This is a genomic window from Paraburkholderia sp. IMGN_8 (assembly GCF_038050405.1).
GTDB lineage: Bacteria > Pseudomonadota > Gammaproteobacteria > Burkholderiales > Burkholderiaceae > Paraburkholderia.
Map to the genome: position 1 here is coordinate 341982 of NZ_CP150901.1, position 14055 is coordinate 356036.

At 64.1% G+C, this 14055-nt stretch carries 8 protein-coding genes; all 8 read left to right on the plus strand.

Features of this window, described 5'->3' with window-relative positions; translation table 11 throughout:
- Positions 1 to 123 precede the first annotated feature (123 nt).
- The 8 genes from WN982_RS22795 (at position 124) to WN982_RS22830 (ending at position 13870) form a co-directional block, all read left to right on the plus strand.
- Entirely contained in the window at positions 124 to 1296 is a 1173-nt protein-coding gene (locus WN982_RS22795; RefSeq protein WP_341317958.1) for an FAD-binding oxidoreductase, read from the plus strand.
- 121 nt (positions 1297 to 1417) lie between these two features.
- The gene (locus WN982_RS22800; RefSeq protein ID WP_341319381.1) at positions 1418 to 2614 is read left to right on the plus strand and encodes a PLP-dependent aminotransferase family protein; all 1197 of its coding nucleotides are present in this window, start codon (positions 1418 to 1420) and stop codon (positions 2612 to 2614) included.
- A gap of 341 nt (positions 2615 to 2955) precedes the next feature.
- A complete protein-coding gene (locus tag WN982_RS22805; RefSeq protein WP_341317959.1) occupies positions 2956 to 4752 on the plus strand; it encodes a DUF2138 domain-containing protein in 1797 nt (598 codons plus the stop codon).
- A gap of 162 nt (positions 4753 to 4914) precedes the next feature.
- Positions 4915 to 5553, plus strand: a complete 639-nt coding sequence (locus WN982_RS22810; RefSeq protein WP_341319382.1) for a DUF1175 family protein — start codon at positions 4915 to 4917, stop codon at positions 5551 to 5553.
- Positions 5550 to 10376, plus strand: coding sequence for an alpha-2-macroglobulin (locus tag WN982_RS22815; protein ID WP_341317960.1), 4827 nt, complete (start codon positions 5550 to 5552; stop codon positions 10374 to 10376). Before WN982_RS22810 ends, WN982_RS22815 begins: the two co-directional genes overlap by 4 nt.
- An 11-nt stretch (positions 10377 to 10387) precedes the next feature.
- Positions 10388 to 12151, plus strand: coding sequence for a DUF2300 domain-containing protein (locus WN982_RS22820; RefSeq protein ID WP_341317961.1), 1764 nt, complete (start codon positions 10388 to 10390; stop codon positions 12149 to 12151).
- 110 nt (positions 12152 to 12261) lie between these two features.
- Positions 12262 to 13041 carry a DUF2135 domain-containing protein gene (locus WN982_RS22825; protein ID WP_341319383.1) on the plus strand — a complete coding sequence of 260 codons (780 nt, stop codon included), beginning with the start codon at positions 12262 to 12264 and terminating at the stop codon, positions 13039 to 13041.
- Between the two features lie 22 nt (positions 13042 to 13063).
- Entirely contained in the window at positions 13064 to 13870 is an 807-nt protein-coding gene (locus WN982_RS22830; RefSeq protein WP_341317962.1) for a DUF2135 domain-containing protein, read from the plus strand.
- The last annotated feature ends 185 nt before the right edge of the window (positions 13871 to 14055 follow it).

Genomic DNA, 14055 nt, shown 5'->3' on the forward strand with positions numbered 1-14055 from the left:
GCATTCAGCAGCTTCAGCAGAAAGCAGCGGCGCGTTCACGTGCCGCTGCGTACAACATCGCTTCAGCAATCCGTTTGCGCCGCCCGCCGTTTAAGAGCGGCCACGTTACTCGTGGGGTAGGACGTGAGTTCCAAAGTCGTGATCGTCGGCGGTGGGGTGATCGGCAGCTCGATTGCGTATTTTCTGCGGGCGTCGGACCCGACGGTCAGCGTCACCGTGATCGAACGCGATCCGACTTACGCACGCTCGTCGTCGGCGTTATCGGCGGCGTCGATCCGTCAGCAATTTTCCACGCCGCTTTCCATTCAGATGTCGCTGTTCGGCATCGAGTTTCTGCGCTCGATCGGCGAGCGGCTCGAGATCGACGGCGCGAAACCGTCGATCGATCTGCACGAAGGCGGCTATCTCTTTCTCGCGACGCCCGCCGGTGAGGCAACGCTGCGCGAGAATCACGCGCTGCAAAGAAGTCTGGGCGCCGATATCAGTCTGCTCGACAAAGCCGCATTGCAAGCGCGCTTTCCCTGGCTCAATACAGAAGACCTCGTGGCCGGCGCATATGGCGAAAGTGGCGAAGGCTGGTTCGACGGTTATGGTCTCGTGCAGGCGCTGCGCAAGAAAGCGCAGGCGCTCGGCGCGCGCTATGTCGCGGCAGACGTCACCGCGCTGCAGCGCGACGGCAAGCGCGTCACGCAAGTGCGTACCGCGAGCGGCGAAACCTACCCATGCGACGTAGTGGTGAACGCCGCGGGCGCCTGGTCACGCAAAGTCGCGCAGATGGTCGGCATCGACCTTCCGGTGTTCGCGCGCCGCCGCAGTATTTTTAACGTCAGTTCGCCCGCGCGGCTCGAACGTTGTCCGTTGCTGATCGACCCGGCTGGCGTGTATTTCCGTCCTGAAGGCCAATCGTTTATCTGCGGCACCTCGCCTTCAGCGGATAACGACCCCGACGACTTGCCGCTCGACGAAGTTGATCACGCGCTATTCGACGAAGTGATCTGGCCGACGCTCGCGCATCGGGTGCCGCAATTCGAAGCGCTGCGCGTGCAGAACTGCTGGTCCGGCTATTACGAGTACAACGTGCTCGACCAGAACGCGATCATCGGTTATCACCCGGACGTCGATAACTGCATTTTCGCCAACGGCTTTAGTGGCCATGGTTTGCAGCAAGGCCCGGCGACCGGCCGCGGCGTCAGCGAATTGATTCTGCATGGGCGCTATACGACGCTCGATCTCGGCACGCTCAGCTTTGCTCGCGTGCTCGAAAACCGGCCGATTGTGGAGAAGAACGTGGTCTAGGCGCACTCTGCAGATGATGCAGAAAACGCAATACGTAGTGCATAGATATCGTTTGCCGCGCACTTGGACGATGGCCACAATCGACGCCGATCCTTCATCGACAGAGAAACGGCCCGTCACCATGTTCACGTTCAACCCCGCATTCGAAGCGCCAACCGGTTCGCCGATCCGCAAGCTGTTCAGGTACCTGGCGCAACCCGGCATGATCTCGTTTGCGGGCGGCTATCCGGCAAGCGATCTGTTCGACCGCGAAGGGCTCGACGCCGCCGCGGCGCGTGCGTCGCAGCAGACCACGCTTTGCCTGCAATACGGCCCGACCGATGGGCTCGCCATCCTCAAGGACCAGCTCGCGCAATTGATGACACGTCGCGGCACGGCCTGCACGCCGCAGGAATTGCTCGTGACGACTGGTTCGCAACAAGGCTTCGATCTGTTGCTGCGCGTGATGGTCGCGCCGGGCGATGTCGTGCTGGTCGAACAACCGGCTTATCCGGCGACCTTGCAGGCGCTCAAGCTGCAGCAGGCCGACGTGGTAACCGTGCCGGTCGATCAGGACGGACTCGACGTCGCCGCCCTCGCTGCGTTGCTCGAAGCGGGCACCCTGGCCCGGCCGCCAAAGCTGCTGTACACCGTGCCCACCTTTGCCAATCCGACCGGCGCGACCTTGTCGCTGGAACGGCGTTCGGCGTTACTGAAGCTGGCGGCACGCTACCGCTTCCTGATCGTTGAAGACGATCCCTATGGCGACCTGCGTTTCAGCGGCACGGCGTTGCCGTCGCTGCTCGCGCTCTCCGAACAGGTGCCGGGCTCGCGCGACTGGGTGGTGCATTTTTCGAGTTTGTCGAAGATCGTCGCGCCCGGTTTGCGGGTCGGCTGGATGGTCGCGCATGCGGAAATCCTGCGCCGCTGCGTGGTCGCGAAGCAGACCGTCGATCTGTGCAGTTCGCCGTGGACCCAGGCGATCGCCGCTGAATACCTCGCGAGCGGCGCGCTGGAGCGTCATCTGCCACGGATCATCGACGCATACGCCGTGAAATGCCGCACGCTGTGCGACGCGCTCGACACGCACCTGCCGGGCGGCATCGCGTTTCATCGTCCGGATGGCGGCATGTTCGTGTGGGCGCGACTGGCGGGCGGGCAGGATGCGTCCGATTATCTGCGCGCCTGTATCGAGCGCGACGTCATGTTCGTGCCGGGTGTCGCTTTCTATAAAGACAATATCGATGCAGCGGCGCTGCGGCTGTCATTCGCGGCGCCTGGCGTGGCTGATATTGAAACCGGCGCGCAACGAATGAAGCAGGCGCTCGAACTCTTTTGACGGCGGCTAACACGTAACCACTGTAAAGCAGTAACGGAAATACTGGAAATAGCCCGGCGCACGATATCGTGCAGCCGGGCTTTTTTTATGTGTGTGGTTAATTGCACCGATTTAGCATAAGCGCGCTAATCGGTTAATACGTGGTGGCTAATTGGTTAATCCGATGCGTACACAATTCCGCCATCAAACTCCTGAAATATTGCCGACTGTTAAATGCAGATCGCCGCTGGTTTTTAACAAAAAATCTCAGGTATCATCGCTGCCTTCGGCGAATGATCTCTGCGAGTTAATCCCCGCGGCCATCATCGTTAATACCGTCGCATCGAACCAGAAAAAATCAGATGAAGATGTCGCGTAAAAAGATTGCAATCCTGGTAGTCGGTCTTCTGGTCGTGGCCGGCGTGATCATTCAGGCGGTCTGGCGTCCGTTTGCTCATCGCAAGGCCGCCGAAACCGGCGAAGTCGTGCTCGATATTCATCACCCGGATGCGGTGATCGACAGCGAAGCGCTCTCGCGTTTGCCGCGCGACATACTGAGCGTGCCGCTGCTGCACGACGTACTGACGCAAGACTTCGTCGACTATTACGAGTCGAACAACACGCGGCTCTCCGCCGAGGGCGCGCTGCGGCGTCTTGCATTCGAACATCAACTCGACTGGCGCGACGAACTGATCCGCCGCGTGTTCGACGAGCCCGCGCATGTGCTGCTGTGGCGCTCGCCGGATGGGCGCCTCGGCTACTGGGCGATGTCGATGCGCCGTAACGGGCTGGCCAAGCTGCTGCAAGGCTTCGGCAACGTTGCCGCGAGCGATGCGCAGTTGAGTCAGGTCGCCAGGCTGTCCGGCGACGTGCCGGTCTACGCATTGAAGCTGGCGGTCGGCCGCACGATATTGTTCGCAACGAAAGACGATCGCCTCGTCGTGCTGTCCGCCCCCGGTGTGCTGCTCGACGCGAAGGGCGGCCTGCTGAGCGAGCGGGCCGACGCGGTGTCGGACATGCTGTCCTCAGGCCGCGACGATGCGGCGCGCGCCTATCAGCTGGACGCGCCGGGCGATGCACCGAAGGGGCATCGGTTGGTGGTGTCGGCCAATTACCTTTCGTTTGGTTATCAGGCGTTTTTCTCCGGTATCGACGCGTTGCGATTCGACTTTTCGCCGAACGGCAAAGCGGCGGCGAGCTGGCAAACCGCCGCGCTGATCGAGCCGGGCAAGTTGCCGCAGCAGTGGAATAGTGCTGACTTGTGGCGCGCGTTGCCGGCCAATCCGGCGGCATGCGCGAGCTTGCCGGCGGACTGGAAGGAAGCGTCGGGTCTGTTGGCCAAGGTGGCCGACGCGGGCGCGGCAGGCGCCGCTGCGATCGGCGATCAGCTCTCCGGCCCGGCAGCCGTCTGCTGGTATGCGAAGTCCACGCTGGTCGCGCCGGTGTTCGTTGCTCGCGTGAAGACGCAGGACGCGGCGGGCATCGCCGCGCTGAAGATCGCGCTCGGCAAGACCTTCGGCAATGTGATCGGCGCGTATGAGGCGAGGGCCGCCAAATCCGGCCACGCTGACGAAGACTATCGCCGCTTGCCGGTCGCGACGCACGAGCAGGGCGCCGATGTCACCGTGTGGCAACGTCCGGTTAGCGCGCGTGCGGGCACGGCGTTGTCGAGCAAGGCGGCGTTCGCATCGCAACTGTCGGCGGAACGGTATTTCCCGGTGACGCTCGCGCTGGCGCACGGTTATCTGATCTTCTCTCCTGATGCGCGTCTGGTCGACGATACGCTCGCCGTGCTCGGCAAGCGCTATCCAGCGCTCGCCGATACGCTCGCGCCGCAACGGCTGCCGCGCACGATTCTGACGCTGACGCCTTCGTCCGCCGCTGCGCTGATCGAGCGCGAAGCGGGCGCGGCGTTGCCGGCCGATCAGGAGTCGGTGTTCCGCAACGCGTCGCGTACTCACCTCGTGCCGAAACTGCATGCGCTCGCGCACTATCCGCCGGTTTCGTTGACGCTGCCGCAAGAGTTGCCGGGTTCGACGGGCTGGGTGCCGGTCGAGTGGTGGTTCGATCGTGCGAAGGCGGGCGCCGGTCCGGATGCCGGTGCGGCGGCGGGTGCGATAGATTCGCCAGCAGATCAGCCCGGCACCGAGGGCGACTAAGTGCGCCACCTTCACGTCCCCGACGTGGCGTTCGCGACGGATGCGCGCGTAGCGGCGCACGCGCCTGAGCGCGGACCCGCAGCGCATGCAATCGCCCACACGTACGACACGCGTGCCGTCGCGCGACGCACGTGGCTCGCACGCGCAGCCTCGGCGCTCGTCATGGCCAGCCTCGCGCCGTACGCAAACGCGCTGACCAGCACCACCGCATCGCCCGATCCCGACGCGCTTTCACCGCAGCAATCGGCAGCATTTCGCGCGTGGTTCGTGCGCATCGTCGATCAGCAGATGCGGCGCGGCCCGACGCCGCGCTGGACGCAACGCGATTGCGCGGGCCTCGTGCGCTTCGCCGTCGGCGAGACCCTCAAGCCGCACGACAGCAAATGGCTGCGTGCCAACGGTATGACCAGTCTTGCGGACACCAGCAGCATGCCGCCCGAACTGCAGCTATCCGCATCGCAGCGCACGCTCTCGAATCGCTGGACTCAACTCGACGGTTCCACCGGCGCGTACGCGTCGGCAATCGCGCTGATTCAACGCAATAGCCGTTTTGTTTCGAAGGACGTCAACCTGGCACTGCCCGGCGACCTGCTGTTCTTCGACCAGGGCGACGACCAGCATCTGATGATCTGGCTGGATCGCTACATCGCTTATCACACAGGCACCGTTACGCCGACCGATACCGGACTGCGCGCCGTGGCCGTCTCCGACCTGATGCAATGGAAAGATTCCCGCTGGCAGCCGCTCGACGGCAATCCGAATTTCGTTGGCGTGTTTCGTTTGGACTTTTTGACACCATGACCCGAATGATTTCCGTCACCACTTCGAGCGGTTGGCTCGGCAACGCGCGCCGTCGCGCGGCCTTCACTGTGGCGGCGCTGCTCGCGGCCATGACGCTGGCTATCGCGCCGGCTTATGCCGACGACGCCGCGGCGAAGGACGGCGATGCCTCGGGCACCTCGGCCGATAGCAACATCGCCGCGAACCCCACGCTGCAAGCGGCGCCGTCGAGCAATTTCGCTTCGCAGAAGGTCGATGGCCAGCCGTTCTTCCTGCTCTCGGACGCGAGCTTCGGCAGCGATCAGCTGGCGCAGGTGCGGTTGGAGGCGCCCGGCCGCGAATTCAAGGACGCGTTGCAGGCGTACGGCGGTGCGGACATCGTCGTGTATCGCGTGCCGAAGCCGCTGGACTTCCTGAAGGCGCAGAAGAATCTGCATCGGTTGAACGTTGCGCCGAATTATCAGGGCGAAGGACTCGCGAACACGCTGGCTTACCTGTGGGACCGCTGGTTCACCGAAGCACGCCGTGCCTGGCAGCGCGTGCTGTCGTTCGCGACGCGCAGCAAGGCGACCGAAGCCGCGCCGCAATTCAAGCTCGGCGAACAAACCGGCAAGCAGACGCAATTCCAGCAAAACTCGCAGTTCGCGCCGCTCAAGGGCTACGACCTGGTCGCGCGCTTTCGCTATCCGATCTGGGATGCGAAGGTGATCCAGCCGCCGAAGGGCGTGAATCTCGAAGGCAGCAGCAGTAACTTTATCGAAGCGAGTTCGGGCAACGTGATGATTCCGGTCGGCAAGCTGCCGCCGGGGCTGTATATCGTCGAGGCGGTGATCGGCAACTATCGTGCGCACACGCTGCTGTTCGTGTCGGACACGGTCGCGGTCGTGAAGGCGGCGTCGAGCGGGATGCTCGTGTGGACCACGAGGCGCGATAACGGCAAGCCGGTGGCGAACACCGAAGTCAACTGGACCGACGGCGTCGGCGTGTTGCAAAGCGGCATCACCGGCAGCGACGGCGCGCTGATGTTGCAACACGTGAGCCCCGAGCGCAGCTACGTGCTCGGCACCGATCCGCAAGGCGGCGTGTTCGTGTCGGAGAATTTCTATTACGACAGCGAGATCTACAACACGAAGATCTACGCGGTGACCGACCGTCCGATGTATCGTCCGGGCGATGCGGTGCATGTGAAGTTCATCGGCCGCACGTTCCAGAACGCGACGCAATCGTCCTCACCGGCCGACGCCGATATCAAGCTCGACGTGCTCGATCCGAACGGCGCGCCAGTTGCTAACAGCAAGGTGCATTTCGCGTCCGACACCGGCGCGGACACTTCGTTTACGCTCCCTGCCGATGCCACCGCCGGCGGCTATACGCTGCGCTTCGACTACAACGGCGATGTATACGGCAGCGCATTTCGCGTCGCCGAATATGTGAAGCCGCATTTCGACGTCAACCTGTCGATGGACAAAGCCGACTATGCGACGGGCGAGCAACTGAAGGGCAAGATCCAGTTGCGCTATCCGGATGGCAAGCCGGTGCGCGACAGCAAAGTCTCCGTCACGCTGCGCGCGCAGAAAGTCACGATCGTCGATGGCGAACTGCGTTATGCGGGGCTGTTCCCGGTCAAGCTCGAACAGCAGGAACTGACGACGGATAGCGATGGCAACGCGAGCCTCACGCTGCCGGCCGCCAAAGAGCCGAGCCGTTATGCGTTGACGCTGTTCGCGCAGGACGGTGCGGCCTACAAGGTGCGCGTAACGCGTGAAGTACTGATCGCGCGTGGCGCTACGCCTTATCGTTTGTCGGCGGCGAAGTCGTTCTCGCAACCGAAGGAAACGGTCAACTTCGATCTGCAAGCGCTCGGTACGCTCGACCCTGCGTCACGCGCGCCGGCCAAGTGGGAGTGGACGCGACTCGAATCGCAAACGCATCGCGAAGGTGCTTTGAAGGGCGCAACAGCCGGCGGCAAGCTGTCGTTCCCGGTGCAGTTCGACGAACCGGGTTCGTACATGCTGTCGGTCAAGGACGACACGGGCAATCTGCTTGCCGCCGCGAGCCATTGGGTCGCGGGCGACGGCGTGAAGGCGATTCCGGGCAGCGTCGAGATCGTGTTCGATCGCGACAGGTACAAGATCGGCGACACCGCCGAAGCGCTGATCACCTTCCCGATGCCGGTCGACGATGCATTGCTGACCCTGGAGCGCGACAACGTCGAACGCCGTGCCTTGCTGACGGCAGGCGGCGACTGGCTGCAACTGCAACGCGTCGCGCCGTCGCAATGGAAAGCGCGTATCAAGGTGGGCGAAGCATTCGCGCCGAACATGACGTTCTCGGTGCTGTACGTGCATGCCGGCGAATACGTGTTCCAGAATGCGGGCATCGTGGTCGCGCAGCCGCAGATCGAACTGAATGTGAAGAGCGACAAGCCGGTGTACGGTCCGGGCGATACTGTCACGCTGAACTTCGACAGCACGTTGAACGGCAAGCCGGAAGCAGCGAATCTGACGGTCAGCGTGGTCGATGAAATGGTCTACGTGTTGCAGCCGGAAATCGCACCGAACATCGTCGACTTTTTCTATCACCCGCGGCGTAACAACGTGCGGACTTCGTCGAGCCTGTCGTTCATCACGTACGACCTCGCGCGCTCGCCGTTGAAGGGCGCGCCGGGCGGCCCGCAACGCGCCAATTACAACGAACGCGGCGTGAAGGTGCTGGAACGGCCACGCCGCGACGATCAGGACACAGCCGCGTGGGAAGGCAATCTGAAGACCGACGCGAACGGTCACGCGACAATGACCTTCAGGATGCCGGACTCGCTGGCGCGCTGGCGAGTCACCGTGCGCGCGGCGGCGCCCGATGGCATGGTCGGTCAGCGCACTGCGTATGTGCGTTCGGACAAGGCGCTGTATCTGAAGTGGAGCGGGCCGTCGCATTTCCGAGTCAACGATCAGCCGGCCATCGACATGATCGCCTTCAATCAGACCGACGCGGACATGGACGCCGAGTGGGTGGTCGACGGCGGCGGTTTGTCGTTGAATCAGAAGGTCGCGCTCAAGCGCGGCGCGAACTATCTGCGTCTGCCGACCGGCGCGCTGAAGGCCGGCGTGGTCAACGCGACGTTGCGTCGTGCGGGTAAGGACGTCGATCGTTTGCAGACCACGATCCATCTCGATGCGAGCGGCTGGCTCGATCTGCATCAGAATACCGTCGCACTCGACGGTTCGAACAAGCCGCTCAATCTGCCGCAAGATGCGCAGGACGTCAGCGTGCGTTTCATCGGCAGTGCGGCGAGCGAATTCGCGCGCGTTGCCGACGATCTGATCAATTATCCGTACGGTTGCGCCGAGCAGACGTCGAGCCGCCTGATTCCGCTCGCGCTCGCACACGATGCAATCGGCCGCGGCGACAACGTCAGTTCGACGCAAGGGCTCGAAGCGCTGCTGCGCAATCAGCGGCAACGTCTGGCGATGCTTGCGGGCGTCGGCGGCACGTTCGGCTGGTGGGGCGATACGACCGGCGGCAGTGCGTTGATCACCGCCTACGCGTATTACGCGGATTGGCTTGCGAGCCGCAGCCTCGGGATTTCGCTGCCGGCTGACAACTGGCAGCATGCGATGGACGTCTATCGCGATGCGGGCGCGAAAGAGCCGCTGCTGCATCGCGCGCTGGCGCTGTGGTTTATGCAGCAGATGGGCCTGCCGGTCGCGACGCCGGTGTCGGGTGTCGCAGGCGACTTGCTGAGCGATGCGGTGGCATCGGCCAATGCAACGGCGCGTACGGGCACGTACGGCGCGTCGGACAGCATCGTGTTCGCGCAAGCCGATTCGCCGCGCGGCAAGCAGATGGCGACGCTGCTGGTCGCCAATATGGCGCGCAGCGCGAGCGCTCAATTGCCGGATGGTTTCGATGCGGCAGCCGGCGCTGCGCGTACCGCGTTGGTCAACGACCCCGCGCCGCTCGTGCAAAGCCTGCTGTATATGGCGGGTGGCGACGGCGGCGCGGCGGTCGATGCGTCGGCATTGTTCGCGAAAAGCAGCGCCGACTATCCGACGCTCGATCGCGCATTGACCCTGCTGTGGGTGCGCAAGGCGCTCGGCGGCGACACGGCGCCGGCATCGCTGCCGTCGCTGCAAGGCGCGGGCTGGACGCGCGCCGCGACGCCGACCGGCGCGCCGCTCTGGAAGTGGACCGGCGCCGCGCGCCCCGGAGGAAGTCCCCTTGGGGGATTGCCGGCTTCGCTCGATGCCGGTGTTGCCCGCACCGACGTGAACGCGCTGGTCTCGTTCCGCAGTCATACCAGCGAGGACAGCCGGCTGAACATCACGGTGGAGCGCCGTTTCTACAAGCTGGAGCCGCTCGAAGTGAAAGCCGATCCGAAGAAGGGCGGCGCCGAAAGCCAACTGGGCCGCTCGGCGTTCACCGCGCGTCGCGTGAAGCAGGGCGATGCGATCGACAGCAATGCGCTGTACGTCGACGAAGTCACGCTCACGCCGCGCTCGGGCAACGCCTACCATTACGGTCTGCTCGATGTGCCGCTGCCGCCGGGCGGCAATGTCGAGGCGACCAGCTGGGGCGTCTCGATCGACGGTTTGCCAGGTGAGAAGGAGGGCGCCAGCGGTCCGCAACCGTTCCAGCGCGCGGCATCGTATGAGATGGGTGAACTGGCTTATCACCAGCCGGTGCCTTTGCTCGATCGGCCGGTGACGCTGCGGCAACTGGTGCGCTTCGCGTTGCCGGGCACGTTTGCGTTGCCGCCCGCGCGCTACTTCCGCATGTATCAGCCGGACGCGAAGGCGTTCGAAGGCGGCAAGAGCGATCGCGTGACGACCATGCGGATCCAGTAAGCGAGACCGCCATGTTCCCTGTTCTCCGGCGCACGCGCGATCGTCTGGCAGCCACGCTGCGGATTGCGCTCGCCGCGAGCGTAGGCTGTGTGTCGATCGGCGCGGCGGCGCAGGGCGCCCAGGCGCCGGCTGCATCATCTGCGCAGACAGTGAGCTTTGCGTGGCTGCGCGACGGTCAGGCACAACTCTGGCAGGTCAATGCCGATGGCGCGCTCGACGGCAGTTCGCCGCGGTCCGCGCAGCCGTTGCCCGCATCATTGGAGACGCCGCTCGGCAGCGTGTGGAAGCTGTTTGTCTACGGTTATCTCGTGGACCGCAACATCGCCACGCCGGATTACACCTGCAGCGGCGGCGATCCTGAAGAGGTGTACTGCTGTATGACGGGCGGCCACGTCGACCGCGAGCATGCGTTGGTGCAATCGTGTGGCCGTTTCTTTGAGCCCGCGCGTCTGCAACTCGATTCCGCCGACTGGCGCAGATATTGGACGGCCGCGCATGCGCCCGTCTGGCTGCGCGACCTTCACGCGGTGACACCCACGCGCCGCGTGCCTGTCACCGACCTGCTCGCCGCCTTGCAGGCGATGCCCGCACGGCCACGCGAAGCGGCGGCGAGCACGTTAGTGTCCGTTCTGACTAGCGGGCGCGGCGAGGGCACCGTGTCGCTCTACGGCAGCGTGCTGCGAGCGAAGACGTGGACGATGCCGGACCCGGCGCGGCCCGGCGCATCGATCGGCGGCGCGGCAGGCTGGCTTGCCGACGGCACGCCGGTATGGCTCGGCGGTCCCGGCGGCAGCGCGCGCGTGCTGGCAGCTGCCGCGCCGCGTATCGCGCCGCTGCTCACGCAAGTCGCCGTGCCGGACGACACCGCCTGCGTACTGGTCGATTTCTTCCGCCGCTATCCGATTCGCCAGGTGCTTGGCGACAAGGGCCCGGCAGCGGTGCCGGATGGCCCGCTGCGCGGCAACTTCCGGATCGGCTTCGCCAATGGCAACTGGGCACGTGTGGAAAGCCATGGCGAACTCATGCTCGATCGCGACGGCGCAGGTGCGCTGCAAGTGATCGGCCGCTTCGGACTGAACGACTATGTCGCGCGGGTGGTCGAGCGCGAAGGCGACACGAGCCAGCCGGAAGCAGCCAAGGCTTTGGCCGTGGCGGCGCGCACGTATGTCGTGCAGCACGGCGAGCACGATCACGGGTGCTTCCGGATCGACGACAGCAGCAACACGCAGCGCGTTCTGCCGCGCGCGCCGACCGCCGCGGCGCGCCGTGCGGCCGATCTGACCGACGCGCTGGTGCTGACCGGTGTGCCGGTTCAGTATCACCACGACAAGGCCGCGCCGGGCCAGATGAGCTGGCTGGCCGCGAAGGCTTCCGCGCAAACCGGCCTCGCCTTCGACGCAATCCTCGCGCGCACCTGGCCGCAAGCGACACTGACTTCGTTCGAGAGCCCTTTGGCCGGCGATTGCATCGCAGTGGCCGGCGCGCAGGAATGGCTGCAACGCAACGCGCCGTTGTGGGCGCGGCGCATGAACGGCGCCGCGGGCTACGAGACGCCGGATCTGCCGGCCGTGTGCGCGGTGCGCGAAGGGCGGCCGTATGCGGATGCGCAGCGCAATCGCGTGTACGTGTACCGGCTGCAAACCGAAGAGGACCGCATCGCGCTCGCGCATGAGTACATTCACCTCGCGTTTCAGCATCATCCGCGCGGCCTCGATGAGGCGTTTGTAGAACGCACCGCGCGCACGCTGATCCGCACTGACAATTCGATCCAATGAAACACGCCTCGGGTTCGCCTTCATCTTTGTTCTGTATGCCGCTTCCTGTGCGTGCCGTTCGCGCTCGTGCGGCGCTTGGGAGTGCGTTGCCTCTGGCCGCGGCTGCGTTGATGGCGTGCACGGCGACGAACGTGCGGGCCGCCGGTGCGGATGGCGCGGTAGCCGATCTGACCGGCGCCTTCGGCGGCTGGCGCCATAGCGGGTTGACCAACGAAGGCGAGCACTTCGTCGCGGCGTATCCGCGGCCGCCGGTCGATCGCGGCGCGCAGCGCTATCGCACGTTGATCGAAGGCCGCCTGAAACACGTCGACAAACATGCGCGCAAGCCACCGACGCTCGTCGTCAACGGCAATCCAACGCCGCTCTATACCGACGATGAAGGCGCGTTCGCACGCCCATGGGCTTTCGGCGCGGGCTCGAACAGCATCGAGCTGATCACCGCCGACGGCAAACAGCGCCAGCGCATGCAGTTCTACGAGGCTGACCGAAGCAAGCCGCAGGCGAAGCTGCGCGCGATCGTCACGTGGGATGATCCGAAGGCGCAAGTCGATCTGCACGTGATAACGCCGGGTGGTTTGCACGCTTTCTTCGCCAATCCGACGCTGGAAGACGGCAGCGGGTTCGACGTCGATTCAGTGGATGGCGCCGGGCCGGGGATTTTTTCGTCGGCGGCGCCTGAGCACGGCACGTGGCTGTTCTTTCTGAATTACTGGGGCAACTTCGATTCGACCGGCTACAACTTCGACGCCGCCGCGCACGAGCGCGACGTGATTACCGCGACGCTGACGCTGGTGTTCAATGAAAATACGCCGAACGAACGGCGCGAAACGATGGTCGTGCCGCTGCGCAAGATCGGCGACCTGATGCTCGTGAAGAGCGAGCGACTCTGAAGGCGGGATGGGAGCAGTGACGATGAAGGTCAAGACGACGCGGCGGGTGAAGGCTGGCTGGATGTTGCTCGCCGTCGCCTGTTTGCAGGCCGCGCTGCACGTACAGTCGGCGCAGGCGAGCGATATCGACTTCGCCGCGCCGTTGAACGGCTGGCGCAACACCAGCGGCGACAGCGAGCGTTATACGCAGGACGTGCATTACCCGGCGGTGTCCGTATCGACGCCGGAAGGCCAGTCGAAATTCGCGCTGATCGAAGGACAGATCCGCCACGCGCCGAAGAAAAAGGGCACCACGGTGGGCACGCTGGTGGTCGACGGTACGCCGCTGCCGCAGCGTGTGGAGGAGGACGGCAAGTTTTCGCGCCCGTACGCGTTTCCTGCGGGCAGTAACGGCGTTGAATTGCGGGCGCCGGACGGCACTCGGAAGCGCGTGCAGTTCTATGATGCTTATAGCGGCAAGACCCAGCCGAAATTGCGGATTGTGCTCGCTTGGGACACCGACGGCACCGACCTCGATTTGCACGTTGTATCGCCCGATGGCGTGCACACGTGGTACGGAGATCGGGTCGCGCCGAATGGCGGCGCGCTCGATGTGGATGTGACCACCGGGTACGGGCCGGAGATTTATTCGTCGGCTGCGCCGTTGCATGGCACTTATCTGGTTTATGTGAACTACTACGGTAACGGGAATAGCGGCGCCGATATCACCGTCGCGCAGGTCACTATCATCACGAATGAAAATACGCCGAATGAAAAGAGCGAGACGATTCGGGCGCCAATGAGGAAGCCTGGCGAGCTGACGCTCGTGAAGACGTTTGTCATTCCATAAGGTGTTGTCGCTCCGCTGGATTTGATCGACAGACTCACCGCGATTTCGACCTGCAGACTCGCTGCGAGCAGAGGGCGGAATCTGAATGCGGTCAATCACTTGCGTGACTCGTGCGCAGGATATCCACAGGCTTGCGAACAGTTTCTGTGGACAAATCCACAATGGAGATTTTGGTTTTTTTGCCT

What these genes read in the sequence shown, in the direction of transcription:
- WN982_RS22800 (WP_341319381.1), top strand. Translation starts at nt 1,418, where the DNA reads ATGTTCACGTTCAACCCCGCATTCGAAGCGCCAACCGGTTCGCCGATC.
- WN982_RS22805 (WP_341317959.1), top strand. Translation starts at nt 2,956, where the DNA reads ATGAAGATGTCGCGTAAAAAGATTGCAATCCTGGTAGTCGGTCTTCTG.
- WN982_RS22810 (WP_341319382.1), top strand. Translation starts at nt 4,915, where the DNA reads ATGGCCAGCCTCGCGCCGTACGCAAACGCGCTGACCAGCACCACCGCA.
- WN982_RS22815 (WP_341317960.1), top strand. Translation starts at nt 5,550, where the DNA reads ATGACCCGAATGATTTCCGTCACCACTTCGAGCGGTTGGCTCGGCAAC.
- WN982_RS22820 (WP_341317961.1), top strand. Translation starts at nt 10,388, where the DNA reads ATGTTCCCTGTTCTCCGGCGCACGCGCGATCGTCTGGCAGCCACGCTG.
- WN982_RS22825 (WP_341319383.1), top strand. Translation starts at nt 12,262, where the DNA reads ATGGCGTGCACGGCGACGAACGTGCGGGCCGCCGGTGCGGATGGCGCG.
- WN982_RS22830 (WP_341317962.1), top strand. Translation starts at nt 13,064, where the DNA reads ATGAAGGTCAAGACGACGCGGCGGGTGAAGGCTGGCTGGATGTTGCTC.